Below are 24,311 nucleotides of genomic sequence, written 5' to 3' on the forward strand. Positions count from 1 at the left end.
ATCAGTAGCCCAGATTGCGGTCGACGAGGTGGAGGAAGGGTTTGCCTTCCTCCCCTCGTACAATGTTCTGGCAGATCACCTGGGCCGCAGTTGTCGGACGGGTTTCCGACGCGATATGCGGCGTGACGGTCACATTGGCATGCGCCCAATACGGGTGTTCCGGCGGCAGGGGTTCCACGCGGAATACGTCTAACGTGGCGTGGGCAATGTGTCCTGAATCCAGTGCGACCAGCAACGCGTCGTCGTCGATCAATGGACCGCGACCGGGATTGATGATCCGAGCGCCTTTGGGCAACAAGGCCAAAGTGTCCGCATTCAGTGCGTTTTCCGTTGCGGGGGTGTCGGGCAGCAACAGGACAACGATCTCGGCACTGGACAACGCGGCGCGCAAGCCGTCGGTGCCATGCAGGCACGTTACCCCCGGGATGTCCTTTGCGGTTCTGCTCCAACCGGTCACTTTGAAATTCAACGCGGCAAGCGCGGTTGCGGCGGCTTCTCCCAACGCACCAAGGCCCAGCACACACACATTCCGTTCGCTGGCAAGCGGTGGGGCATCGGGCGTCCACACGCCGTCCTGCAGGGTGATATAGCGGTCCATGCCCAGGTGATAGCGCAGCACGTGGCCGACGACCCACTCGGTCATGCCATGCATCAGCCCGTGGTCCACCATCCGGGCCAATGGCACGGTCAGCGTTTCGTTGCCCGCGATTTTTTCAACACCTGCCCAAAGACTCAGAACCGCCTTCAAACGTGTATAGGGTGAAAAATCCAGCAGCCCGCTTGTTGGTGCATAGACAACATAGTCGACCTGATCAGGCGCAAACTCGGTTGCCAGACGGAAGTCCAGATCGGCCTGCGACAGCCCTTTTGTAAGTAGAGGTTCATACACGGGCCATTGTTCTGGGCGCGCGGAAAACAGGACGTTGACGGGCATGAGGGGCCTTTCAATTCAGCGGGGGCGGTGAATATGCGCGCTTTGAACAATGCCGAAGGCGGCCATCAGAACCAGCATGGCGGACCCGCCGTAGCTGACCATCGGCAGGGGCACGCCCACAACCGGTGCCAGGCCCATGACCATGGACATATTGACCGCAAAGAACAGGAAGAAGTTCAGCGCAACACCCAAGGTGACCAGGGATGAGAACCGGTCCTTTGTCGCCAAAGCCGTGACCAGACAAAAGATGATAATCAGGGCGTAAAGGGTCAGCAAAGTGATGCCTCCGACAAACCCGAATTCCTCGGCCAGCGTGGTAAAGATGAAGTCCGTGTGCTTTTCGGGCAGAAAGTTCAGGCGCGACTGCGTCCCTTGCATGAACCCGCGCCCGTTCCAGCCGCCTGACCCCAGCGCAATTTTCGACTGGGTAATGTGATAGCCTGCACCCAGCGGATCGGTGGAGGGATCAAGGAAAGTGTCTATTCGGCGGAACTGATAATCCTTGAGCAACTGCCACTCGGTGCCCCGACTGTTGAACACGGTCGCAATCAAGCCGACCACCGCCGCGATAACGGCGGCGAAATAAGCCCAGTGCACACCAGCCAGGAACATCAGTCCCCCGCCCGCCGCCAACAACAGGATCGAGGTGCCCAGATCGGGTTGTTTCAGGACCATAGCCGTAGGGATCAGGATCAGGATGACCGGGATAAGCACCCAGAGCGGTCGCGATGTCTTATGGGAAGGCAACCAGTCGTAATAGGCGGCCAGAACCATGACCAGCGCAATTTTCATGACTTCGGAAGGCTGGAGCCTCATGAAACCAAGGTCGATCCAACGCTGCGCACCCATGCCGATGGTACCAAAGAGTTCCACAAATATCAGCAAAACGATCGAGCCGAGATAGGCCAAGACGGACATGTTGCGCCAGAACCAGATCGGTACCAACGCGATGATGAACATAACGGTCAGCCCCAGTCCAAACCGCTCAATCTGGGGTTCGGCCCAGGGCATCCAGGACCCGCCCGCGACCGAATACAGCATCAGGAATCCGGCGCTGGCGACGCTGATCAGCAACAAAGTCAGCGGCCAGTTCATATAGAGGAATTTGCGAAACCCTGTTGGCGTGGATTTGACGGCGTACTCAAGATAGCTCATGCGCGGTCCTTTTCATCAGGTCGCGCTTTGGGGCGGCGGTCGCCCTCAAGCCGTTTTTGTTGTTCCTTGATGCGGTCACGATCTGCAACCGGATAAGCCTCGAGCGGCGGGGTGCCGTTGTACAGAGCCTGCAGCATGATATCCCGCGCGACCGGGGCCGCTGCCTTGGATCCGCCACCGCCGTGTTCCACCACCACTGCCACGGCGTATTTCGGATTGTCGTACGGCGCATAGCTGACGAACAGCGCGTGGTCGCGCCGTTCCCACGGCAGGTCTTCGTTGCGGATTACGCCAGCCGCGCGTTCGGCCTTGGTGATGTTGCGCACCTGGCTGGTCCCTGTCTTACCGGCCATGCGGAATTCATCATTGATGATGCGGCTGCGATAGGCGGTGCCAGCCCTGTCGTTTGAGACCGAGAACATCGCTTTGCGCACCTGATTCAGGTTGTAGGGATTGACGTCCAGCGGCTCACCTGCTCCTGACGGTTCCTCGACGCCATTGACGGACCGCACCAAACGCGGCTTCACGGCCCGGCCTGTGGCGATCCTTGCCGTCATGACCGCAAGCTGTAGGGGCGAGGCCAGCATGAACCCTTGCCCGATCGAGGCATTCGCCGTGTCGCCTACCAGCCAGCCTTCACCATGGACCCGCTCTTTCCATTCCTGATTGGGGGCCAAACCGGCAGCGACAGCTGACATCGGGATGTCGTGCTTGACGCCCAGTCCGAACTTGCGCGCCATTTCAGAGATTTTGTCGATGCCGGTACGCACCGCGACATCGTAATAGTAGACGTCGCAGCTGCGCTTTAGCGACAAATTGAGATCCACTGTCCCATGCCCGCCGCGCTTCCAGCAGTGGAAGCGGCGGCTACCGACCTTCAGGTGGCCGGGGCAATAGACGGTGTTGCCGGGGCCAACAACTCCGGCCTCAAGTGCGGCAAGCGCAGTGATCATCTTGAAGGTCGAACCCGGCGGGTAGGTGCCCTGAACCGTCTTGTTGGCCAGCGGGCGGTAGTTATCTTCAGTCAATGCCCGGTAGTCCGCGACCGATATCCCGCGCACGAATAGGTTCGGGTCGAAACTGGGTGCAGAACTGATGGCCCGGATATCCCCGGTTTCGCAGTCGATGACGACTGCAGCCGCGCTTTCACCGCCCAGGCGCGCCTGGGCGTATTGCTGCAGGTCCGCATCAACGGACAATTGCAGATCGGCCCCTGCCTCGCCTTCTTGCCGGTCAAGCTCGCGCATGATGCGGCCTGTGGCGTTGACCTCGACACGTTTTGCGCCAGCTTTTCCGCGCAGGCTGATTTCCTGTTTGGACTCCAGACCGACCTTGCCGATCTGGAACCGGGGGATACGCAGCACCGGTTCGGGATCTTCGATCAGGCTGAGATCATAGTCACTGACCGGCCCGACGTAACCAACGACATGAGCGAAATCCTCGTAGCGGGGATACTGACGGGCCATGCCCACCTCAGGCGTAACGCCGGGCAGGGCGGGCGCATTGACAGCGACCTTGGAGATATCCTCCCACGTGACCTGATCGGCCAGTGTGACTGGCAGGAACGGGGCAGAACGGCGCATCTCGGTCTTGGCGCGATTAATCTCTTCCTGAGTCAGCGGGATAAGCTCTGAAAGTTTGGCGATGACTTTGTCGACGTCGCCCGCATCTTCGCGGACCATAACAATACGATAGGACTGCGTGTTTTGTCCGATGATCTGGCCGTTGCGGTCATAGATGCGCCCGCGCGTTGGCGGGATCAGGCGAATGTTGATCCGGTTTTCTTCGGCCAGCAGACGGTACTCGTCAGCCTGATCCACTTGCATAAAGCGCATTCGCGCTGCCAGGCCGCCGATAAACGCAGTCTGCAACCCACCCAGGATCAACGCGCGGCGCGGCAGGCGTTTATAGGCCAATCCTTGCGCTTTGGGATTGCGTTGTTTCATGCCCTGGCCCCTCTTGTGCCGGGGTCCGACACTGACACGCGCCGAACGCCAAGCACATTCTGGCTGAGAAGTACGACGAGAGGATAAACCGCAATTGTCAGAACCACTTGTATCACCACAGGACCCAAAGCTGCTTGCTGTACCGATAGAATAGCAAGAATGACACGGTTCAATATGAAAATTCCCGCGATCACCACAGCGGCCGTTGTCCATTCAGCCATAAACCCGGCGTCGCGCATTCCGGGCGCGGCCGAGCGCAGATACGACGATCCCAAAACCACAAGTGCTGCCAGCAGGCCCGGAGGTCGTTGCAGCAGCAAATCGGCCATCAGCATCACCGCAGCAACCAGAAAAATGGGAACGTATTCCGGTCGGCGAAGAACCCAGGCGAACGTTAAAGCAATAAGCATGTCCGGAAACGGCCACCGGTCCGGCTGTGTATCCAGAGGCAGAAGATGCAGGAACATAATCAGTAACGCCAGGAACACGTACAAACAGCGTTTGAGCCAAAGATGAGAGGTTTGCCTATCCATCGCCGACCTCCGGTGGGGTCAGGGCAGCCTCGGGTTGCCGTGGGCCCACGATGCCGCCAGGATCCGAGATCACCGGGGCCAAGTGGAAGCGCAGAACGCGAAGGAATTCCAGTCGTTCAAAATCTGCGGAGAGGCGCACCCGCAAACGCCCGCCTGGGTCTTCGGTGATCTGCCCGATCAGCAACCCTCCGGGAAACACGCCGCCATCACCCGAGGTTACAACGCGGTCGCCGGGACGTACCAGTTCGCGGTTTTCCAGAAACTCCACCGACGGGGATTGCGTGTTGTCGCCGGTGATCAGAGCGGTTTGGCCAGACGGTTGAATCGTGGCAGGAATTGCACTGGATGCATCTGTCATCAGGATGACACGCGCGGTGTCGGGGCCAACGCCCGAGATACGCCCGACGACGCCAATCCCGTCCATGGTGGCCCAGCCGTCCCTGATCCCATCCCTTTCACCCACGTTCAGCAGGACCGACTGGCGGAAGGGCGAGCCGCTATCGGCCATGACCACCCCGGTGATATAGGTCAGGCGCGGATCAAGACGCACGTTGTTCAGGTCCAGAAGCCGGGCATTTTCCTGCTCCAGCTGCAACGCGGCCTCTTTCCAGGCGCGCATGATGCGCAATTCGCTGCGCAATTCCTGGTTCTGATCACTCAGCCGTTGGTAACTTTGGAAATCGCGCACCAGATTGACGGCGGCGGTGACAGGAACCATGGCCCATTCCATCGACGGCACAACACTGTCCACGACCTGTGCGCGAAAACGTTCCACGCGCGGGCTGTCGATCCGCCAGATCAGAAAGATGCCTAGCAGACACAACACAACAATCCCCAGCAACAGGCGGCGCAAGGGGGTTGTGTATTCATCGCGCTGTGATCGGTCTTTTGCCACAGGACTCCTTCCCGTGCTGCTCGTGCCGAATTTACCCAATGTAGTAAAGGGTGCGCGCCTTAGCTTTCGTAGTCAATCGCGTGGCGCAGTTGTTTTTCGTATTCCAGCGCCTTGCCGGTGCCCAAAGCCACACAATTAAGGCTTTCGTCGGCTATCGACACGGCCAAGCCGGTCTGTTCGCGCAGGGCAAGGTCCAGATCGCCCAACAGTGCACCGCCGCCGGTCAGCATCACGCCCCGGTCCACAATGTCCGCCGCCAGATCAGGCGGAGTGGTTTCCAGTGCGGTCATTACCGCCTCGCAAATCTGCTGGACGGGTTCGGACAGCGCCTCGGCCACTTGGGCCTGGCTGATTTCAATTTCCTTGGGCACACCATTCAGCAGGTCGCGTCCGCGAATGTGCATCGACTGGCCGCGGCCGTCGTCGGGCATGCGCGCAGTGCCGATGGTGGTCTTGATCCGCTCGGCCGTGGATTCACCGACCAGCAGGTTCTGCTGGCGGCGCAAGTACGAGATGATCGCCTCATCCATACGGTCACCGCCGACGCGGACCGAGCGGGCATATACGATGTCACCCAGCGACAGAACAGCAACCTCGGTGGTACCCCCGCCGATATCGACAACCATGTTGCCGGTCGGGTCGGTGATGGGCATGCCCGCTCCAATCGCGGCAGCAATAGGTTCGGCAATCAGACCGGCGCGGCGGGCGCCTGCGGACAGAACCGACTGGCGGATCGCGCGTTTTTCAACAGGGGTCGCGCCATGGGGAACGCAGACGATGATCTTGGGCTTCGAGAAAGTTGAACGCTTGTGCACTTTGCGGATGAAGTGCTTGATCATTTCCTCGGCAGTATCAAAGTCGGCAATCACGCCTTCGCGCATCGGGCGGATGGCTTCGATCGAACCGGGGGTCCGGCCCAACATCAGCTTGGCGTCTTCGCCAACGGCCAGAACCTTTTTCACGCCGTCCTTGACGTGATAAGCTACCACGGAGGGTTCAGAAAGGATAACACCGCGGCCCTTGACGTAAACCAGCGTGTTCGCTGTCCCAAGGTCGATAGCCATGTCCGCTGTGAACAGGCCGCCCAGATTGCCAAAGATCCCCATATTTTTCCCTGATCCTGTATGTCAGTTTTCTACTGCCCGCGACTCGACGGTTCCGGGACGGATGACTTATAGGGTGCCAACTCGCCCGGTAAAAGGGCTGATTCCGCGACAATCAGCACCTTTCCGCCTTAATTGCAGGGACTTTAGAAGGCATCATGCTCTCATATCAACATATTTACCACGCAGGTAACCTTGCGGACGTCCATAAGCACGCAATTTTGGCAGAAACGCTGGCCTATCTGACCCAAAAGGACAAACCGCTAAGCTATTTCGAAACCCATTCGGGGCGCGGGCTGTACCAGTTGGACTCGGATCAGGCGGTTCAGACCGGTGAAGCAGCAGCGGGAATTGAACGTGCGTTGACCGAAGGCTGGTTTGACGCCGATCATCCCCTGAGCAGGGCCATTGCCGTTGTGCACGATCGGTATGGCAAAACGGCGTATCCGGGGTCGCCGCTGATCGCAGCGAGCCTGTTGCGTCCGCAGGACAAGATGAACCTTGCTGAATTGCATCCGCAGGAATATCGGGCGCTGAGCGACGCCATGATCACGACCGGTGCCCGGACCTATCAGCAGGATGGCATTGAACTAGCCCAGTCCCTTCTGCCGCCAACACCGCGCCGTGGCGTTTTGCTGATTGATCCAAGTTATGAAGTCAAATCCGATTATGACAGGCTGCCCGGCATCATCGCTTCGCTGAATCGGAAATGGAACGTGGGTGTCATCGCGCTGTGGTATCCGATACTGGCCAATGGACGGCATCAGGCCATGCGCGACGCTTTGGCGAAACGGGATTTCCCCAAAGTTTTGCATCACGAGGTGCGCTTTCCGGCCGCACGTGAAGGGCACGGTATGGTTGGTTCGGGCATGTTCGTCGTGAACGCGCCTTATGGTCTGAAGGAGTCCGCTAAAACGCTGGACGGCTTGTTCGGCAAACTTCGTTGAAGAAAAACCGGTGATTACACGGGATTTTGCCTGAAAGTGAACTTCTCAGGGGCAAAAACTGATGTGACAGCAATGGCTTTGTCGGAAGGTCCCGTTTTTCTGATGCGGGGATCTTGATTTTTAATATTGGCTCCGTAAATAAGTTGTCACATATGACAACGAACGGATTCGGATTACTTCGATGGACTTTCTAAGCCGCCATATCAGTGACTTTCACCTGAGTTACTGGGAAACTTTGATCAACGACTGGTTCTTTGTCTTCGCAATGGGCTTCCTGGCCTTCGAATTGGTCCGCTATGCCGTCGTCAAAAAACTGAACTGGCAGATGATGGGGGATACCGTCACCAACTTTATCACGCTGGTTTTCTTCATCGGAATCAGCTTTGTACTATTGGCCGGGTTTTACATCGGTGCATATGTCTGGGCTTCGCAATTTGCCGTGTTCGATATTCCGACAACATGGGCTTCGTTCATTATCGTGCTGATCCTTGCAGACCTGGCCTATTACTGGGAGCATCGAATCCTGCATCGGATCAACTTCCTTTGGGCCACGCATTCGGTTCACCATAGCTCTCCCTTCTTCAATATATCAGTGGCTTATCGCCATGGTCCGCTGGATGGCTTCTGGCCGTTGTTTTTCCATTTGCCGCTTGTGCTTTTGGGGTTCAACCCGTTCATGGTGCTGGTCGCGGAACTGCTGGTGCAGCTGTATCAGACGGCCCTGCATACCGAAGTTATCAAAAAGCTGTGGCGCCCGATTGAATACATCTTCAACACGCCGTCGCATCACCGCGTTCACCATGGATCAAACCCGAAATACCTGGACAAGAACTATGCTGGGATTCTGATCATCTGGGACCGCATGTTCGAAACGTTCGAGGACGAAAAGGAAGAGGTGGTCTATGGCCTCGTCAAACCGATCGACTCGATCAATCCCTTCGTCGCCTTCCTTCACGGCTTTGCCCGCTTGTTCAAGGATGTCCGGAACATGCCGGGGTTCGGCAACAAGCTGGGTGTTTTCTTCGGACCGCCGGGCTGGCAGCCAAAGAACGGCCGTAAACAGAGTAAACTCGCTAAGTAAGGCGTAGGAGCGCAAAAGATGCCAAGCAACACACAACGCATCGTGGCGGTCATCGTTACGGCAGGTCTGTTTGTCGGAGGCGCCTGGGTCGCCTCGGGGTTCACCACAGATATTGACCAAGCAGCGGCTTCCACCACAGGGACCTCGCAAGACAAGGGTCTGACCGTCAATCTGCATGGTGCGCGCAGCACCAAGGGCAACGTGATTGTCATGGCCTTTGACCAGGCGACAGCCTTCGACAACATGGATTACACCAAAGCTGCTAGTTATCTTGAGGCACCAGCGTCCGAGGACCCGCTCCGCTTCGATTTTCCCGACCTCCACAGCGGGTATTTTTCTGTTATCGCGTTTCACGACGAAAACGGGGATTATGATCTGAACTATGACGCGAACTACATACCAACCGAAGGGTATGCAGTATCGGGGCTGAACGATCTCAACGATACGCCGGTGTATGACTACTCGTTGATCGGGATAGAAAAGCCAGCAGATCTGACCTTATTCTATTGGCCGTAATGCGGCTGGAGATAATAGAGAAGGGGCGGTCGACAATCGTCCGCCCCTTTTTTGTTCAAGTGAGATCTTTGTAGCTGATTTCCCGGGTATCTGCGCCCGGACCGGCCTTTTGTCGGCGCACGATCAGGCGGTTCAGCGCGTGGATATACGCCTTGGCCGAGGCCACGACTGTATCGGTGTTGGCGGATTGGCCGGTTGCGATCATGCCGTCCTCTTCCAGACGCACCGATACCGTGGCCTGCGCGTCCGTACCTTCGGTCACGGCGTGCACCTGATAAAGCTGCAGATGCGCCGTATTCGGATGCACAACTCGAATGGCGCGGAAGGCAGCGTCGACCGGGCCGTCGCCTTGTTCGGTGGCGATGATTTCCTTGCCGCCTACTTCCATCTCGATGGTGGCTTCGGCCTTGCCGACGGTTCCGCAGGTAACCTTCATCGAAACCAGTTGCAGGTGATCGTTGCCGTCGTCATCATCCAGCGTCATCAACGCGATCAGATCGTCGTCGAACACTTCTTTCTTACGATCGGCCAGTTCCTTGAACCGAACGAATATGTCCTTGAGCTGGTTGTCGCCAACCTCATAACCCAGCGTGTTCAGCTTATCACGCAGCGCCGCGCGGCCCGAGTGTTTGCCCAGCGGCAAGGATGTCCCGGACAGACCGATATCCTCGGGGCGCATGATTTCAAAGTTTTCGCGGTTCTTCAGCATGCCGTCCTGGTGGATACCGCTTTCATGCGCGAAGGCGTTCTTGCCGACGATGGCTTTGTTGAACTGCACGTTGAAGCCCGACACCGTCGCGACCCGGCGTGAGATATGCATGATCTTGGTGGTGTCGATGCCTGTGTTCCAGGGCATGATGTCATTGCGTGTGCGCAGTGCCATCACCACCTCTTCCAGCGCGGTGTTACCGGCGCGTTCGCCAAGGCCGTTGATGGTACATTCAATCTGACGCGCACCACCCGCAACAGCAGCCAGCGAGTTCGCGGTCGCCATGCCGAGGTCGTTGTGGCAGTGGGTCGCGAAGACCACTTCATCCGCGCCCGGAACCGTTTCGATCAGACGTTTGATCAGGTCAGCAGACTCCATCGGTGCCGTGTAGCCGACCGTGTCAGGAATATTGATCGTTGTCGCACCGGCCTTGATCGCAATCTCGATCACGCGGCACAGATAATCCCATTCGGTCCGCGTCGCATCCATAGGCGACCACTGCACGTTTTCGCACAGATTGCGCGCATGGCTGACCGTTTCGTGAATTTTGTCGGCCATTTCGTCCTGCGTCAGGTTCGGGATGGCACGGTGCAGCGGTGAGGTGCCGATGAAGGTGTGGATGCGGCTTTTACCTGCATGTTTCACCGCCTCCCAACAGCGGTCGATATCGGCGAAATTGGCACGGGCCAGGCCGCAGATACGGCTGTTCTTTGACCGGTCGGCAATTTCAGATACGGCCTTGAAGTCACCTTCGGAGGCAATTGGGAACCCCGCTTCGATGATATCGACGCCCATGTCGTCCAACAGCTCGGCAATCTCCAGCTTTTCCGAATGGGTCATAGTTGCGCCGGGGCTTTGCTCGCCGTCGCGCAGGGTTGTGTCAAAGATCAAGACGCGGTCTTGGTCGGTCACGTTGGTCATGGGATTCTCTTTCTTCTTCTGTCCTAAAGCCTATGGCGCGCGGGCGTCCTCCTCTGAGCGGGCGCGCCGGATGGCACGCTCAGAGGCGGATTAGGATCAGTAGGCCACGCAGAGACGCACCGCGAAGGGCGGTGTCGGCAATCAGGATATCTGCGCGGTTGATCATGGGGTTGAGGTTATACATCGCGCGGCGGGAATGAAAAGAACGAATTTACCTCCGGCCTATGAAGAGATTTCTTTTTTCCCACATGTGTTGATCACGCATTGCCGACGGCTAGTTCAACCCGCATGGAAACAGCACTTATCATCGGCGCCTCGGGTGGGATCGGAGGTGCAATCGCCGACAGGCTTCGGCAACTGTCGGTCGACGTCACCACATTGTCCCGGTCACAGGACGGATTTGATTTGACCGACCCCGAGATCGTAGATCGGACGTTGGCGGGCGTTTCCGGTCCGTTCGACCTGATCCTGGTCGCTGCTGGCGCTCTTGAGGTTAATGGTGCCACCCCCGAGAAAACCATCAGACTGCTATCCGCGCCGGCGATGATGGATCAGTTCGCGCTGAATGCGGTCGGACCTGCGTTAGTTCTTGCACATGCCGCGCGCTTGCTGCCGCGCGACCGGCGCGCCGTCTTTGCGGTTTTGTCTGCACGTGTGGGGTCGATTGGTGACAACCGGCTTGGTGGATGGATCAGTTATCGGGCGTCCAAGGCGGCGCTGAACCAGATTGTTCGCACATCCGCGATTGAGCTTGCCCGGAGCCATAAACAGGCGATCTGCGTCGCCTTGCACCCCGGTACGGTCACGACAGCATTCACCCGGAAATATGTCGGGCGGCACTCTGCGGTTGCACCTGATGAGGCTGCCCGTAATCTGCTAACTGTCGCAGCCGCCTTGGACCCTGTTGATACGGGTGGGTTTTTTGATTGGGCAGGAACGCCGGTACCCTGGTAGCTTGATTACCCGTCAGAGGCGGATGTATCAGGCCCGGTTTCGGTATCCGTCGCGTCGGGTGCGCTCACGTTCTCACTGGGTAGGACTCCGTTTTCCCAAACGCCGGTTTCTTCCAGACCATTGGCATAACGCATCGTGCCATTGCCGTGGCGTTTGTTATCCAGAAAGGTGCCTTCGTACACGTCGCCGGTGGCATAGGTTGCCACACCCTGACCACTGATTTTGCCTTCGGCCCAGCCGCCGGTATAGCTGAATCCGCGCGGGGTTTTTATAGTTCCCTCGCCGTGACGCTGACCGTCTTGGAAATCACCTTCATAGGATGTTCCGTCAGGAAAAGTTGCTTTGCCTTTACCCTGACGCGCGCCATCTACCCAGTCGCCTTCGTACCGATACCCGTTAGCGAATGTCAGAACGCCCGTGCCATGGCTCAGACCGTTCTTGAACTGTCCTTGGTAAACAACACCGTTGGGATACGTGGCCTTACCGTTGCCCTCAAAGATGCCAGCCGTCCATTCGCCGTCATAGACGGTGCCATCCGGATAGGTCTGAACGCCTTTGCCATGCGGCAAATCTGCGCTGAAATCACCGGTATAGGTCGCGCCATCAGGATAGGTGACCTCACCCAGTCCTTCGATCTGGCCGTCCACCCATTCGCCGGTGTAATCAAACCCGTCGGTCCCAAGAAAGCGTCCTTTTCCGTGGCGGCGGTCATCGGCATATTCGCCCTCATAAGTCGCACCGTTGGCATAGGTGGCCTTGCCATTGCCCTGACGGCGGCCATCAACCAGATCGCCCTCGTAAAGGTCGCCATTGGCCTGCAACAAGCGGCCCTTACCGGTCATGCTGTCCTGAGACCAATCACCGGTATATGTCATGCCATCCGGAACTGTCAGAGTACCCTGGCCATCGCGCAAGCCGTTGTTGATTTGCCCTTCGTAGATGCTGCCTTGCGTCGAGGTGATTTTGCCCTCGCCGTGCTTGACGCCATCCTTCCAGTCGCCATCGTAGACGTAACCGCTGGGGTCGGTCAGGACGCCTTTGCCGTGATAGCGGGCGTCTTTGAAGCTGCCCTCGTAACGGACGCCGTTGGTGTATTTTGCAATTCCGGTTCCGTTGATTGACCCTTCGGCCCAGTCCCCCTCATAGCTGCCGCCGTCGGGGTAGATGATCTTGCCCTGCCCCTCGGGTTGCCCCTTCGCGAACATCCCCTCATAGACCGAGCCGTTGACATAGCGCGCTATGCCGTTGCCTTGAATTTCGCCTTCGACCCATTCGCCGACATATTCGAACCCGTTCGGCAGGCGGTAAGTGCCTTCGCCGTGGCGCAGGCCGTTCAGGAAAGTGCCCTCGTACACGCCGCCAACATCATCATCCGCAACGATAACCTGCCCGTCCTGCGCAAAGGCGGATGTGGCCAGCAAAGCCATCGCCGTGGCGGCCAAAGAAATGCGGATAGCGTTCATGGTTTTTCCTGCCTTGCCCGGTTGTCACGTTTTAAAGCAAAACTAAGATACCCGTGCGGACAGAGCAACGTGTTTTGCCGCATTTGACTTTCACTCGCGGTGCGATCTGCTAAATGGCATTAGGACTGACGAGGGCAAGAGGGCAGCATGGCCAACCGTTTCCGCATTACTCTGGCACAACTCAATCCCGTTGTTGGGGACATCCAAGGCAATTTGGACAAGGCGCTTGCGGCGTGGGAGCAGGGGCGCGAATCTGGTGCCGACCTTGTGGCTTTCCCCGAAATGTTCATAACCGGTTACAACACCCAGGACCTGGTGATGAAGCCGGTGTTCCATCAGGCGGCCATGGCGGCGGTTCAGTCGCTGGCTGCGCAATGTGCCGATGGTCCTGCCATTGCAATTGGTGGTCCATGGACGGAAGACGGCAAGCTTTTTAATGCCTACCTGATCCTCAAGGGTGGTCGCATCGGCACCAAGGTGCTGAAACATCACCTTCCGAATGAAACCGTGTTCGACGAGGTGCGCCTGTACGACGCGGGCCCGTTGGGGGGGCCGTACTCGGTTGGCAACTCGCGGATCGGTAGCCCGATTTGCGAAGACAGCTGGCACCCGGATGTTTCGGAAACACTGGAAGAGACCGGGGCCGAGTTTCTGCTGATCCCCAATGGTTCACCTTACTTCCGCAACAAATATGATGTGCGCCTGAACCATATGGTCGCCCGTGTGGTCGAGACCGGTTTACCGCTGATCTATCTGAACATGGTGGGCGGTCAGGACGATCAGGTCTTTGATGGCGCGACTTTCGGCCTGAATCCGGGCGGAGAACTGGCCTTTCGAATGCCGGTCTTCGATGAGGCCGTAACACATGTCGATTTGGAGCGCGGTGATGAGGGTTGGCGTATTGTGCCTGCTGAAGTTGTGCCGCAGCCGGATGAATGGGAGCAGGACTATCGCGCTATGGTCCAATCCCTGCGCGATTACATGGGCAAGACCGGGTTCAAAAAGGCGTTGTTGGGGCTGTCGGGTGGAGTGGACTCGGCGTTGGTCGCGGCAATTGCTGTTGATGCAATCGGTGCGGAAAACGTCCGTTGCGTGATGCTGCCGTCGGAATACACCAGCCAGGCCTCGCTAGATGACGCTGAAGCCGTCGCCAAGGCGCTGGGCGTGCATTACGACTATGTTCCGATCTCGGACAGTCGGGCGGCGGTGACAGACACTCTGGCCTCGTTGTTTGCGGGCCGCGAGGCGGGTTTGACCGAGGAAAACGTCCAATCCCGCCTGCGCGGTTTGCTGCTGATGGCGATCTCGAACAAGTTTGGCGAAATGCTGCTGACCACGGGCAACAAGTCCGAGGTGGCTGTGGGTTACGCGACCATCTATGGCGACATGAATGGCGGCTATAACCCGATCAAGGATCTGTATAAAACGCGCGTGTTCGAAACATGCCGCTGGCGCAATGCCAATCACCGTGACTGGATGATGGGCCCCGAAGGTGAGGTGATCCGACCGTCGGTCATTGATAAACCCCCCAGTGCTGAGCTGCGCGAAGACCAGAAAGACAGTGACAGCCTGCCGGACTACCCGGAACTGGACGCGATCCTGGAAATCCTGGTCGACCGCGATGGCTCGATCGCTGATTGTGAAGCAGCAGGATTCGAAGCAGATGTCGCCCGTCGCGTAGAGCATCTGATCTATATCAGCGAATATAAGCGGTTTCAGTCCGCACCAGGTACGCGCTTGACCAAGCGAGCCTTCTGGCTGGACCGCAGATACCCGATTGTGAATCGTTGGCGTGATCGGTCTTGAGCTGAAACCACGCGTTTTTTTGAGTCTCTGATCGTTTCCAAAAGGGGTGCTTGAGGACGCGCTTTTATTCATTGTCCCTATGACGGGGACAGTGCATATCTAGATTCGGCTTAGGCCGTTTAACACGCTTGAAATCAGGACATTTTTCTGACACATTTTAGCTTAATTGCCGCCTCATGTGGGGCAGATGCGGCGCATTCTTAAGTGGCTCGATGTTCATGATCGAGTTTTGTTTGTTACGCATCGTGAATTGCGTGTCTGTGTTAACGATTTGGTGTGAAAATGCGTGAGCAATACGATAGACCACTCCACTCGCCACCTCCGTGGCGTTCGATGGAAACCAAGGGTCATGAACTAGACGAAGATCAGGTTGATTCTGCCATTGCCGACCTTTTGGGGGCTGAGATGTCGTCAGAGCAAAAATCGGAACCAGCGGAATCTGTGGCCTCTTCGGTTCTGCCTGAACTGCCTTCACAAGAAAGCATGGGCGAAGATTTGGCCAGCAACGATGCCGGATTGACAGCCACATTGCGTCAGAAGTGGGCTGAACTCTGCGGCGCGGCTTAACGGCTTGGACCTGTTGAATCCAACAGTGCCAGAGATCATTCTGGCACTATAACCACAGCTTGTGAAAATTGTGATCCATGCATCAGGCGGTATGTTGCCTATTGCCTGATACCGCGCATTCATTGCAGTCCGAGCAATGAAATAAGAGCGGCGGATGCCCGGTCCAAAACCAACTCCTGTAGAACCTGATCTGCATCTGCCCAAGTCAGTGGACGTTGTGGTCATAGGCGGCGGAATCATCGGCGCATCAACAGCTTTAGAGCTGTCAGAGCGGGGCGCGTCGGTTTTGCTGTGCGAAAAAGGCCATATTGCGGGCGAACAAAGTTCGCGAAACTGGGGATGGGTGCGTTTGGGGCTGCGGGACCCTCGGGAAATCCCGCTCATGCTAGAAGCGCAGCAGATCTGGCAGGATCTGGATCAACGCACAGGGCGCCAAACCGGATTTGCGCGTTCCGGCATCCTTTTTGGCGCCTCGGGGAAGCGGGATCATGCAAATCTTGAACGCTGGATGCGCCATGTTGAAGGTCTGCACACTGGCGCTGAGATGGTTTCGGGTGCTGAACTGGATGGCTTGCTGCCCGACAATCAATCGGGGTTGAAAGTTGCCCTGCACATGCCACGGGATGGACGGGCTGAACCGCAATGGGCCGCCCCTGCGATCGCTGAAGCCGCACGAGACAAAGGGGCGTGCCTGATGACCAACTGCGCAGTGCGCAGCGTTGATGTCGAGAACGGTTATGTCTCAGGTGTGTTTACCGAACGTGGTCGGGTGGCTTGTGCACGGGTGGTTCTTGCCGGAGGCGCGTGGTCGCGGCTGTTTGCGGGCAATGCGGGGATTGACCTGCCACAGCTTAAGGTTCTCAACACGGTCCTACGCACTTCACTGGTGAATGGGCCGGAAACAGCAATATGGTCAGATGACTTCGCGATGCGAAAAAGGGCCGATGGCGGTTATACAATTGCATCCGGGCACGAGAATACGGTTGATATTGTCCCGGATAGTTTTCGGCTTGCGCTGCAGTTTGTTCCGGCGTTCCGACAGGAATGGCGATCCTTGCGTTTCAGGCTGTCCAAACGCTGGGCGGCAGAGGCCGGTGAGGACCGAACATGGTTGCACACCGACGTCACGCCATTCGAACATTGCCGTGTGCTGGATCCTGAGCCCTCGGCCAAGGTCTTGAGGCGGACATGGGCGCGCGCGCGCAAAGGGTTCCCGGTGCTGGAGCAGGCAGAGATCGTTCAAAGCTGGGCAGGTTTGATCGACGTCACCCCGGACGCCATTCCGGTAATATCTTCAGTCGATACCATGCCAGGGATGTTCATCGCCACGGGGTTTTCAGGTCATGGATTTGGGATCGGCCCCGGAGCGGGGCGTTTAATGGCCGATCTGGTTTGTGAAACCACGCCATGCGTTGATCCGGCCGCCTTTCGCCTGTCCCGATTTACGGATGGTTCAAAGGTGCGGCCGGATCCGGGATACTAGGGTGCTATCCCATCATCTGGTAGCTGACCGGCACAAAGCGGAACCCGTCGCCACGGGGTTCAACGAAGCCAGCTGCCGGGAATGGCATGTGATAGCCGATCATCGGAACCTTGTCGGCGGCCAGCATGCCCAGCACGTCGCGGCGCGATGCCGTGGCGGCTGCTTTGTCCATGTCAAAACGGACTTCCCATTCCGGATGGGCAAAGGACCAGACATAGTGGTTTGCCAGATCGGCGGTCAGAACCAGACGCTGCCCGTTGCTTTCTAGATGATACACCGTGTGGCCAGGTGTATGGCCATAAGCTGCAACAGCGGTGATACCCGACGAGACTTCGCCGCCATTTTCAACAAAGGTCATCTTCTCGGCCAAAGGTGTGACCTTGGCCGCGACCAGATCTCCGACACGATTGCCCGCGTCCTGCGCCGCCCAGAAGTCATATTCCGGAGAGGAGGTGACATAGCGCGCGTTCGGGAAGGTCGGCGCGTCATTGATCGTCATGCCCCCGATATGGTCGGGATGCATATGGGTGATGACGACGACATTGATTTGATCCGGTGTCACACCCGCATCGGCCAAGGCCGCCTGAATACCACCTTGCCCCAGCCCCGTGTCGAACAGGACCAGCTCAGACCCGGTGTTGACCAGAGTCGGGGTAAAGAAGAACTGCGCGACATCCGGTGAGATGAAATTGTCTGCTGAGACTTTCGCGAAGTCTTCATCTGACGCTCCGCCGCCAAAGATTTCTTGGGCGCCATCGCGCGGCAGGCTGCCGTCCAACAATGTCGTTACGGTAAAATCGCCCAACGCAAAGGATTTGGCGACGGTTGAATTTGCCCTTGTCTCAGCTCCGGCTGCCAGAACCGGCGCTGCAGCTGCGGCAAAGGGCAAAGCTGCCGCGGTACCCAGTGCCGCTCGGCGTGTCAATTTGATGGTCATATTGGTTCTCCCTGTCAGAACAGCATTCAGTGAGTTTAGGTCGGCGCGAGTCTCTTGCCAGTGTATACCCTTTTCAAATGGGCTGCGTGGATGAACATTACGTGTTAATTTTTGTTTATGGCGCGATCTGAAAACAAAACCGTTCCCACAGGGCAAAGTGTCGAGGGCTTTTTGGCGGCTGTTCAACCGGTGAAGAAGGCAGATGATGCGCGGGCGTTGGATGCCCTCTTTCGGCACGCGACCGGGTTTGAACCTGTTATGTGGGGTGCGTCGATTGTGGGCTATGGTCGATACCATTATCGCTACAAGTCCGGGCGCGAAGGAGAGTTTCTGGCAACCGGGTTTTCCCCGCGCAAAACGGCTTTTTCGATCTACATCATGCCCGGCTATGCAGATTTCGGGGATATTCTGTCACGACTGGGTAAACACAAGCTGGGCAAGTCCTGTCTCTATGTGAACAAGCTGGCGGATATTGACACGAATGTTCTGTCTGAACTGATCTGCGCCGGGTTAAAGGACTTGGATCGGCACTGGCCGGTCCAGCCGACCTGAACGCCTTTGCTGGACAATTGGCCAATCCTGTGACAAGAGCCGCGCCAACAGGAGACACCTATGACAACCACCCGTTTTGCCCCGTCGCCCACCGGTTACATCCACGTGGGCAACCTGCGCACCGCCTTGATGAACTATCTGATCGCCCGCAAAGCAGGCGGCACGTTCATCTTGCGGATCGACGACACCGATCCTGAGCGGTCGAAAGAAGAATATGTCGACGCCATCAAACAGGACATGGAGTGGCTGGGCCTGCACTGGGACCGGGTTGAACGTCAGTCGGATCGTCTGGACCGTTATGCCGAAGCCGCAGACAAGCTGCGCGAGATGGGCCGGTTCTATGAGGCGTTTGAGACGCCCACCGAGCTGGACCTCAAGCGTAAGAAACAACTGAACATGGGCAAGCCGCCGGTCTATGACCGCGCGGCGCTGAACCTCAGCGATGCTGAGAAAGAAGCGCTGCGGGCCGAGCGTGGCAGCGGCGTCTGGCGCTTCAAGCTGGATCATGAGCGGATTGAGTGGAATGACGGCATTCTAGGCGACATCTCGATCGATGCGGCATCGGTGTCCGATCCGGTTCTGATCCGGGGCGATGGTCAGGTTCTCTATACGATTGCGTCGGTGGTGGATGACACCGAAATGGGCGTCACCAATGTGGTGCGCGGCTCGGACCATGTGACCAACACCGCGACCCAGATTCAGATCATCGAGGCGCTGGGCGGCACCTGCCCGCGTTTTGCGCACCATTCGCTGTTGACCGGTCCGCAAGGAGAGGCACTGTCGAAGCGACTTGGCACGCTGGCTCTGCGTGATCTGCGTGAACAGGGCGTGCAGCCGATGGCGTTGTTGAGCCTGATGGCGCGTCTGGGCTCCTCCGACCCGGTTGAGCTGCGCTCGGAAATGGCGGAACTGATTGAAGGCTTCGATGTGAACCGTTTTGGGGCCGCGCCGACCAAGTTCGATGTGCAGGACCTGTTCCCGCTGACGGCAAAGCATTTGCAGTCCCTGCCTTTGGCCGACGTGGCCGAGGCCGTGGCTGATGCTGGTGTTCCTGCCGATCTGGCCGAACCCTTCTGGGCGATGGCACGCGAGAACATCACCACTTTGGCTGATCTCAAGGGCTGGTGGGAACTGTGTCGCGATGGGGCTGAGCCGCTGATCGCGGATGAGGACCGTGAGTTTATCGCCGAGGCTATGGCGCTGCTGCCTGAAGGTTCGTTCGATGGCGAAACCTGGGGCAAATGGACCAGCACGGTTAAAGAAGCGACCGGCCGCAAGGGCAAAGGGCTATTCATGCCGCTGCGCAAGGCGCTGACCGGCATGGAGCGGGGGCCTGAGATGGCCATTCTGTTGCCACTGCTGCAGGTGATCCGCGCAAAAGCCTGAGTGTACGGCAATAGAATGAGGAAGGGCGGGGTCATTCGATCCCGCCTTTTTTCTATGCGTTCTGCACAATCTGGGTTGAGAGAAGGCTGAGACGATCATCCACGAATTCGGTCTCAACCGATTTCAACTGTTGATGGCGCGGGTATCGGGGCTCGGCCCGGTCGTTCAGGATCGGCGCATCCCATCCATCTGTGGTGGCAAAGAAACGATCTGCGCCGTCTTCACCAAATGCGCGCAGGTATCCCTGCACGACCACATCAATGTAACTCAGTAGCAATGGGTGGTGATTGCTTGGAGCATTGTGCCGGTCAAGAGGCACAGCGTAGACGGCAATCTCGACCTCATGCTTTACCGGGTGCGTGACGGATTGTGTGGCGGGAATTCGTTTATAGGCCCATTCCCGTTTGTCTAGGGCAATCCAATCATTTTTCGGCACATGCGCAATCATGCCTTCGATTTCGGACGCAGGGTCCGAAACTGCCGTCAGAAAGGCGACCGGTCGCAGGTCAGTGTGTCGCCACGCGCGCCGCCAGCCTTTTAGCCGGGCAGGATGCGGATCGGGAAAGTCGTGCGTCGAAAGGTTCACAAGGCTGCCGTAGCCAAAGAAATAGGGATCTGCCATGGGCCTGTGCGTCCTTTCCTGACGATTGATGTATGTCAAACCGCTTTTATGCCGGACATGCAATAAGTCTGCATCTTGAAACTTGGGAGGTCACGATGCGGATAACCAAACGGACGAACATTGCGGTACGGCTGCTGATGTATTGTGCAGCTCATCAGGATAGGCTGGTTACCAAGTCCGAGATTGCCGAAGTCTGCAATATTTCCGAGAACCATCTGGCGCAGGTCATCAATCAGCTTAGCCAGTTGGACTATCTTAGCACCCAACGCGGTCGTAACGGTGGTATGGTTCTGGCGCGTTCGGCCGAACAGATCCGGATCGGATCGGTGTTTCGTGATGTCGAAGGCAACCTGCCGCTGGCCGAGTGTTTTGCGGATGCCGACAACACCTGCCCATTGACGGATGCATGTCGATTGCGGATGGCGCTTCAGGACGCGGCTGAGGTCTTCTATGCCTCACTGGACGAGATCACGCTCGACGCCCTGATCTGCGACAACGATCCTTTACTGCAGATACTGCAACCGGTTACCTGCGCGCGCGCCGGTTAATCGCTGGCACGCAGGATGCGGGCTGGGCGGACGGCCAGGGGTCGCAGAGCAAAGATCAGCCCCGCGCCAAGCGTCACGATGATGCCCGCCAGAACAATTCCGATTGCGGACGGCCAGATCACCGAGAATTTCGTGTCGAAAATATAGGTGGCAACGGCCCACCCACCCAGGATGCCGGTCAGCAGCGCAACGCCACCTGCGGCCGCACCCAACAGCGCGGCGCGCAGGGCAAAGCTGAACAGGATGCGCTGCCGGTCCGCGCCCAGTGTTTTGAGGATCGCGGCCTCATATCGGCGCGCGGGTTCCCCGGCCGCGGCAGCGCCGATGAGGACCAAGAAGCCGGTCAGCAGAGAAATACCCGCGCCATAAGACGTGGCCGCTGCGATGCCCGCCAGCAGGCCCGAGACGCGGTCAATCGCATCGCGCACCCGGATCGCCGTTATGTTAGGGAACTTCCCGGCCAAATCGCGCAGAATTGCAGTTTCGGCCTGTTCTTCGGCATAGACCGTCGCGATGAAACTGTGCGGGGCACCTGCAAGGGCCGATGGATTCATCGACATGATAAAGCCCATACCGGCGTTCGAGAAATCAACCTCGCGCGTTGATGTGAGTTCTGCGGTAATGTCCCGGCCCAAAATGTTCACGGTCAGTTGGTCGCCGAGCTTCAGGCCCATTTCTTCCGCTTCCTCGGCTGCGAAACTCACCTGTGGGGTACCGGTATAGTCATCGGCCCACCATTCGCCCGAGGTGATGCGTGCGTTTTCGGGCGGACGGACGGAATAGGTGACGCCCCGGTCGCCATCCAGAACCCAATGATCGCCTGCCATTTCGCGGGCGGGTTTGCCGTTGATCTGTGTGATGATCCCCCGCAGCATCGGTGCGCTTTCGATCCGGCTGACGCCGGGGTCGGTGGTCAACCTGTCGTTAAATCCCGGCATCTGGTCCTTCTGGATGTCGACGAAGAAGTAAGACGGGGCAACGTCCGGCAAGTTGCCGGAAATTGCATTGCGCAAGGTGCCGTCGATCTGTCCAACGGCCGCCAGAACCGAAAGCCCAAGACCCAGAGACAGTACAACGGATGCAGCGCCCTCTCGCGGGTCGGAAATGGCCGACAAGGCCCACCGAAGGGCCGGACGCCCGCGCGCTGATGGGGCGCTAAGCCGAGCCAGCCGGCGCACCGCATAGGCCGCAGCGGACAGCAGCAGCAACGCGCCCACCAACCCTCCGGCGGTCCAGAACGTCAGGCGCGCCGAGCCGCTGAACCAGGCGGCTGACGCGATCAGCAGCGCGAGGCCGAAACCAGTTGCGATGAGGTATACCCCTCGCGGAACCGCACGCGCCGAGGTCAGAGCATCCCGAAACAGCGTCGCTGCGCGGACGTCTTCGGTGCGGGCAAGGGGCCAGAGCGTGAACAGAAAGGCCGTCAGTAAACCGTACAACGCTGCTTCGGCAAGCGGCGCCGGATAAAACGAGAAAACTGCGGGTACAGGCAGCCGGGCTTCAATCAAGGGGGCCAGCAGCAGCGGCAGCAACCCGCCCAAGGCAAGGCCCAGCAAGATCCCGATCCCCGACAGGACACCGATCTGGATCATGTAAGTTTGGAATATTGTCGCCTTGTCAGCGCCCAGTGTGCGCAATGTCGCGATGGTCTCTGTCTTTTGGGACAGATAGGCGCGCACGGCCGCGGAAACTCCGATGCCGCCGACTGCAAGGCCTGATAACCCGACCAGAACCAGAAATGCGCTGAGCCGCCCGACGAATTCCGCAATCCCCGGCGCTCCGTTGCGAGCATCGGTCCATCGCATACCGGTGCCCTCAAAATTCTGACGCGCTTCTACCGCTAGATCTTGCAGATCGGTTCCTGATGGCAGGGCCAGGCGGTATTTGGTGGAAAACAGAGTTCCCGGGGCCAACAGGCCGGATGCTTGCAAGTCTTCGGTCCGCACCAGCGTGCGAGGGCCCAGACCAAAGCCATCTGCCGCCCCGTCCGGTTCATGGATCAATGCGGCGGTCAGGATGAATTCCTGCGTCCCCAGTGCAAAGCGATCTCCGAAGGAAAGGCTTAGCCGATCAATAAGCGACGGGTCCATAACTGCGCCCGGAAGCCCTTGATGCGTCCCTAAAGCCGCCGATAGGGGCAGTGCAGGCTGCAAAACCGGAGATCCCAATAACGGGTACGTGTCGTCGACCGATTTGACCTGAGTCAGCGCGCGTTGCGTTTCAGCGTCCTGATCGGCAACGGCCATTGAGCGAAAATCGACCACTTCAGAGACAGCTGTTCCGGTCTGGTCCATCCAGGCGCGTTCGTCATTTGTAGCAAACCGGTAGGTGAATTCCAGTTGCGCATCCCCGCCCAACAGGGCCGCGCCTTCTTCGGCCAATCCAGCCTGGATCGCGTGGCGCACCGACCCAACTGCTGCGATTGCTGCGACACCCAGCGCAAGACACGCGAGGAAAACGCGAAACCCACGCAGCCCGCCCCGAAGTTCACGGCGTGCCAGCCGCCTGGCCAGCCGAAGGCTCATTCCGCGGCCTTTTGCTGGCTGTCTTCCGAAATCCGCCCGTCGCGCATGCGCACAACCCGATCGCACCTGCGCGCCAGACTATGACTATGGGTTACAAGCACCAGAGTGGCGCCGTGTTTGTCGCGCAGGCCGAACAATAGATCGACGATCGCCGCGCCGTTCGTTTCGTCCAGATTTCCTGTTGGCTCATCCGCCAGCAAAATCTGCGGACGCGGTGCGGCGGCGCGGGCCAGTGCAACGCGTTGTTGTTCGCCGCCTGACAATTGCGCCGGATAATGATCGCGGCGATGCGACAGGCCAACCGCGTCAAGTTCTGCCGCGGCGCGTTGAAACGCATCCTTGTGTCCGGCCAATTCCAGCGGCGTGGCCACGTTTTCCAGGGCAGTCATGGTTGGGATCAGATGGAAGTTCTGAAAGACGACCCCCATCGCATTGCGTCTGAAACGGGCCAGAGAATCTTCATCCATGCCAGTCAGATCCTGGCCAAGGGCTGTGATCTTGCCTGCGCTTGCCTGTTCCAACCCGCCCATCAGCATCAGCAGCGAGGATTTACCGGACCCGGACGGCCCGACAAGCCCGAGCGTTTCGCCTTTTGCGACGGTCAGGGTAATATCGTGCAGGATATTGACCCGGCCGGCATTGCCATCCAGCGACAAAGCGGCATTTTGAAGCGAAAGAACAGGTGTCGTCATAGGTACTTCCAAAAGGAGGCGGTCATTTTGGGATAT

At 58.2% G+C, this 24,311-nt stretch carries 22 protein-coding genes; 10 read left to right on the top strand and 12 right to left on the bottom strand.

The window, feature by feature from the left end; all coding sequences use genetic code 11:
* Position 1 precedes the first annotated feature (1 nt).
* Genes AC2FJE_RS14835 through AC2FJE_RS14860 form a run of 6 tightly spaced genes read right to left on the bottom strand, consistent with a single transcriptional unit; the run spans position 2 to position 6,569 of the window.
* A complete protein-coding gene (locus tag AC2FJE_RS14835) occupies positions 2-934 on the bottom strand; it encodes a 2-hydroxyacid dehydrogenase (RefSeq protein WP_496761092.1) in 933 nt (310 codons plus the stop codon).
* 15 nt (positions 935-949) lie between these two features.
* Positions 950-2,089 (bottom strand): rod shape-determining protein RodA, encoded by a 1,140-nt coding sequence (rodA, locus tag AC2FJE_RS14840; RefSeq protein ID WP_282169774.1) that lies wholly within the window; start codon positions 2,087-2,089, stop codon positions 950-952.
* On the bottom strand, positions 2,086-4,035 hold the full coding sequence (gene mrdA / locus AC2FJE_RS14845) for a penicillin-binding protein 2 (RefSeq protein ID WP_282120149.1): 1,950 nt from the start codon (positions 4,033-4,035) through the stop codon (positions 2,086-2,088). The genes rodA and mrdA overlap by 4 nt, the downstream gene beginning before the upstream one ends.
* Positions 4,032-4,568, bottom strand: a complete 537-nt coding sequence (locus AC2FJE_RS14850; protein ID WP_282120150.1) for a rod shape-determining protein MreD — start codon at positions 4,566-4,568, stop codon at positions 4,032-4,034. Before AC2FJE_RS14850 ends, mrdA begins: the two co-directional genes overlap by 4 nt.
* Positions 4,561-5,463 (bottom strand): rod shape-determining protein MreC, encoded by a 903-nt coding sequence (gene mreC / locus AC2FJE_RS14855; protein ID WP_108860807.1) that lies wholly within the window; start codon positions 5,461-5,463, stop codon positions 4,561-4,563. Before mreC ends, AC2FJE_RS14850 begins: the two co-directional genes overlap by 8 nt.
* Positions 5,464-5,522: 59 nt before the next feature.
* Positions 5,523-6,569: a rod shape-determining protein gene (locus AC2FJE_RS14860; RefSeq protein ID WP_039523195.1), complete on the bottom strand. Its 1,047-nt coding sequence runs from the start codon at positions 6,567-6,569 to the stop codon at positions 5,523-5,525.
* A 155-nt stretch (positions 6,570-6,724) separates the two neighbouring features.
* Between AC2FJE_RS14860 and AC2FJE_RS14865 the strand changes: the two genes are divergently transcribed.
* The 3 genes from AC2FJE_RS14865 (at position 6,725) to AC2FJE_RS14875 (ending at position 9,110) form a co-directional block, all read left to right on the top strand.
* A complete protein-coding gene (locus AC2FJE_RS14865) occupies positions 6,725-7,513 on the top strand; it encodes a 23S rRNA (adenine(2030)-N(6))-methyltransferase RlmJ (protein ID WP_496761093.1) in 789 nt (262 codons plus the stop codon).
* A 181-nt stretch (positions 7,514-7,694) separates the two neighbouring features.
* Entirely contained in the window at positions 7,695-8,594 is a 900-nt protein-coding gene (locus AC2FJE_RS14870) for a sterol desaturase family protein (protein WP_496761094.1), read from the top strand.
* A gap of 18 nt (positions 8,595-8,612) precedes the next feature.
* Entirely contained in the window at positions 8,613-9,110 is a 498-nt protein-coding gene (locus AC2FJE_RS14875) for a DUF2141 domain-containing protein (protein ID WP_496761095.1), read from the top strand.
* A 55-nt stretch (positions 9,111-9,165) separates the two neighbouring features.
* On the opposite strand, the gene AC2FJE_RS14880 is transcribed toward AC2FJE_RS14875, so the two are convergent.
* Positions 9,166-10,740: a 2-isopropylmalate synthase gene (locus AC2FJE_RS14880; RefSeq protein WP_496761096.1), complete on the bottom strand. Its 1,575-nt coding sequence runs from the start codon at positions 10,738-10,740 to the stop codon at positions 9,166-9,168.
* Positions 10,741-11,028: 288 nt separating this feature from the next.
* Here AC2FJE_RS14880 and AC2FJE_RS14885 point away from each other — a divergent pair, with 288 nt between their 5' ends.
* Positions 11,029-11,694 carry an SDR family NAD(P)-dependent oxidoreductase gene (locus AC2FJE_RS14885; RefSeq protein ID WP_496761097.1) on the top strand — a complete coding sequence of 222 codons (666 nt, stop codon included), beginning with the start codon at positions 11,029-11,031 and terminating at the stop codon, positions 11,692-11,694.
* A 5-nt stretch (positions 11,695-11,699) separates the two neighbouring features.
* Here AC2FJE_RS14885 and AC2FJE_RS14890 read toward each other — a convergent pair whose 3' ends face one another.
* On the bottom strand, positions 11,700-13,157 hold the full coding sequence (locus AC2FJE_RS14890; protein ID WP_496761098.1) for an MORN repeat-containing protein: 1,458 nt from the start codon (positions 13,155-13,157) through the stop codon (positions 11,700-11,702).
* A gap of 147 nt (positions 13,158-13,304) precedes the next feature.
* Here AC2FJE_RS14890 and AC2FJE_RS14895 point away from each other — a divergent pair, with 147 nt between their 5' ends.
* The 3 genes from AC2FJE_RS14895 (at position 13,305) to AC2FJE_RS14905 (ending at position 17,013) form a co-directional block, all read left to right on the top strand.
* Positions 13,305-14,963: an NAD+ synthase gene (locus tag AC2FJE_RS14895; protein WP_496756353.1), complete on the top strand. Its 1,659-nt coding sequence runs from the start codon at positions 13,305-13,307 to the stop codon at positions 14,961-14,963.
* A gap of 333 nt (positions 14,964-15,296) precedes the next feature.
* Positions 15,297-15,530, top strand: coding sequence for a hypothetical protein (locus tag AC2FJE_RS14900; protein ID WP_496761099.1), 234 nt, complete (start codon positions 15,297-15,299; stop codon positions 15,528-15,530).
* 154 nt (positions 15,531-15,684) lie between these two features.
* Positions 15,685-17,013, top strand: a complete 1,329-nt coding sequence (locus tag AC2FJE_RS14905) for an NAD(P)/FAD-dependent oxidoreductase (RefSeq protein ID WP_282120159.1) — start codon at positions 15,685-15,687, stop codon at positions 17,011-17,013.
* Positions 17,014-17,017: 4 nt separating this feature from the next.
* Here the strand turns inward: AC2FJE_RS14905 and AC2FJE_RS14910 are convergent, their stop codons facing one another.
* A complete protein-coding gene (locus AC2FJE_RS14910; protein ID WP_496756347.1) occupies positions 17,018-17,950 on the bottom strand; it encodes an MBL fold metallo-hydrolase in 933 nt (310 codons plus the stop codon).
* A gap of 117 nt (positions 17,951-18,067) precedes the next feature.
* Between AC2FJE_RS14910 and AC2FJE_RS14915 the strand changes: the two genes are divergently transcribed.
* Together AC2FJE_RS14915 and gltX are read left to right on the top strand one after the other, a co-directional pair.
* Positions 18,068-18,502, top strand: coding sequence for a DUF1801 domain-containing protein (locus AC2FJE_RS14915; RefSeq protein ID WP_496756345.1), 435 nt, complete (start codon positions 18,068-18,070; stop codon positions 18,500-18,502).
* A gap of 60 nt (positions 18,503-18,562) precedes the next feature.
* Complete coding sequence (gltX, locus tag AC2FJE_RS14920; RefSeq protein WP_282120162.1) at positions 18,563-19,888, top strand: glutamate--tRNA ligase; 1,326 nt, start codon at positions 18,563-18,565, stop codon at positions 19,886-19,888.
* A gap of 52 nt (positions 19,889-19,940) precedes the next feature.
* Here gltX and AC2FJE_RS14925 read toward each other — a convergent pair whose 3' ends face one another.
* Positions 19,941-20,510 (bottom strand): gamma-glutamylcyclotransferase family protein, encoded by a 570-nt coding sequence (locus tag AC2FJE_RS14925; RefSeq protein ID WP_282169763.1) that lies wholly within the window; start codon positions 20,508-20,510, stop codon positions 19,941-19,943.
* A gap of 95 nt (positions 20,511-20,605) precedes the next feature.
* Between AC2FJE_RS14925 and AC2FJE_RS14930 the strand changes: the two genes are divergently transcribed.
* Entirely contained in the window at positions 20,606-21,058 is a 453-nt protein-coding gene (locus tag AC2FJE_RS14930; protein ID WP_109312998.1) for an RrF2 family transcriptional regulator, read from the top strand.
* Here AC2FJE_RS14930 and AC2FJE_RS14935 read toward each other — a convergent pair.
* Positions 21,055-23,583, bottom strand: coding sequence for an ABC transporter permease (locus tag AC2FJE_RS14935; protein ID WP_496756341.1), 2,529 nt, complete (start codon positions 23,581-23,583; stop codon positions 21,055-21,057). The genes AC2FJE_RS14930 and AC2FJE_RS14935 overlap by 4 nt on opposite strands.
* On the bottom strand, positions 23,580-24,275 hold the full coding sequence (locus AC2FJE_RS14940; protein WP_496756337.1) for an ABC transporter ATP-binding protein: 696 nt from the start codon (positions 24,273-24,275) through the stop codon (positions 23,580-23,582). The genes AC2FJE_RS14935 and AC2FJE_RS14940 overlap by 4 nt, the downstream gene beginning before the upstream one ends.
* Positions 24,276-24,311 lie beyond the last annotated feature (36 nt).

It is taken from the genome of Ruegeria sp. CDSC002, assembly GCF_059610905.1.

Bases quoted from the DNA above. Each gene is read 5' to 3' on its own strand.
- AC2FJE_RS14940 (WP_496756337.1), bottom strand. From the start codon at position 24,275: ATGACGACACCTGTTCTTTCGCTTCAAAATGCCGCTTTGTCGCTGGAT.
- AC2FJE_RS14930 (WP_109312998.1), top strand. From the start codon at position 20,606: ATGCGGATAACCAAACGGACGAACATTGCGGTACGGCTGCTGATGTAT.
- AC2FJE_RS14910 (WP_496756347.1), bottom strand. From the start codon at position 17,950: ATGACCATCAAATTGACACGCCGAGCGGCACTGGGTACCGCGGCAGCT.
- AC2FJE_RS14915 (WP_496756345.1), top strand. From the start codon at position 18,068: ATGGCGCGATCTGAAAACAAAACCGTTCCCACAGGGCAAAGTGTCGAG.
- AC2FJE_RS14875 (WP_496761095.1), top strand. From the start codon at position 8,613: ATGCCAAGCAACACACAACGCATCGTGGCGGTCATCGTTACGGCAGGT.
- AC2FJE_RS14865 (WP_496761093.1), top strand. From the start codon at position 6,725: ATGCTCTCATATCAACATATTTACCACGCAGGTAACCTTGCGGACGTC.
- AC2FJE_RS14860 (WP_039523195.1), bottom strand. From the start codon at position 6,569: ATGGGGATCTTTGGCAATCTGGGCGGCCTGTTCACAGCGGACATGGCT.
- AC2FJE_RS14890 (WP_496761098.1), bottom strand. From the start codon at position 13,157: ATGAACGCTATCCGCATTTCTTTGGCCGCCACGGCGATGGCTTTGCTG.
- AC2FJE_RS14895 (WP_496756353.1), top strand. From the start codon at position 13,305: ATGGCCAACCGTTTCCGCATTACTCTGGCACAACTCAATCCCGTTGTT.
- AC2FJE_RS14925 (WP_282169763.1), bottom strand. From the start codon at position 20,510: ATGGCAGATCCCTATTTCTTTGGCTACGGCAGCCTTGTGAACCTTTCG.
- gltX (WP_282120162.1), top strand. From the start codon at position 18,563: ATGACAACCACCCGTTTTGCCCCGTCGCCCACCGGTTACATCCACGTG.
- AC2FJE_RS14905 (WP_282120159.1), top strand. From the start codon at position 15,685: ATGCCCGGTCCAAAACCAACTCCTGTAGAACCTGATCTGCATCTGCCC.
- mrdA (WP_282120149.1), bottom strand. From the start codon at position 4,035: ATGAAACAACGCAATCCCAAAGCGCAAGGATTGGCCTATAAACGCCTG.
- AC2FJE_RS14900 (WP_496761099.1), top strand. From the start codon at position 15,297: ATGGAAACCAAGGGTCATGAACTAGACGAAGATCAGGTTGATTCTGCC.
- AC2FJE_RS14880 (WP_496761096.1), bottom strand. From the start codon at position 10,740: ATGACCAACGTGACCGACCAAGACCGCGTCTTGATCTTTGACACAACC.
- AC2FJE_RS14885 (WP_496761097.1), top strand. From the start codon at position 11,029: ATGGAAACAGCACTTATCATCGGCGCCTCGGGTGGGATCGGAGGTGCA.
- rodA (WP_282169774.1), bottom strand. From the start codon at position 2,089: ATGAGCTATCTTGAGTACGCCGTCAAATCCACGCCAACAGGGTTTCGC.
- AC2FJE_RS14935 (WP_496756341.1), bottom strand. From the start codon at position 23,583: ATGAGCCTTCGGCTGGCCAGGCGGCTGGCACGCCGTGAACTTCGGGGC.
- AC2FJE_RS14835 (WP_496761092.1), bottom strand. From the start codon at position 934: ATGCCCGTCAACGTCCTGTTTTCCGCGCGCCCAGAACAATGGCCCGTG.
- AC2FJE_RS14850 (WP_282120150.1), bottom strand. From the start codon at position 4,568: ATGGATAGGCAAACCTCTCATCTTTGGCTCAAACGCTGTTTGTACGTG.
- AC2FJE_RS14870 (WP_496761094.1), top strand. From the start codon at position 7,695: ATGGACTTTCTAAGCCGCCATATCAGTGACTTTCACCTGAGTTACTGG.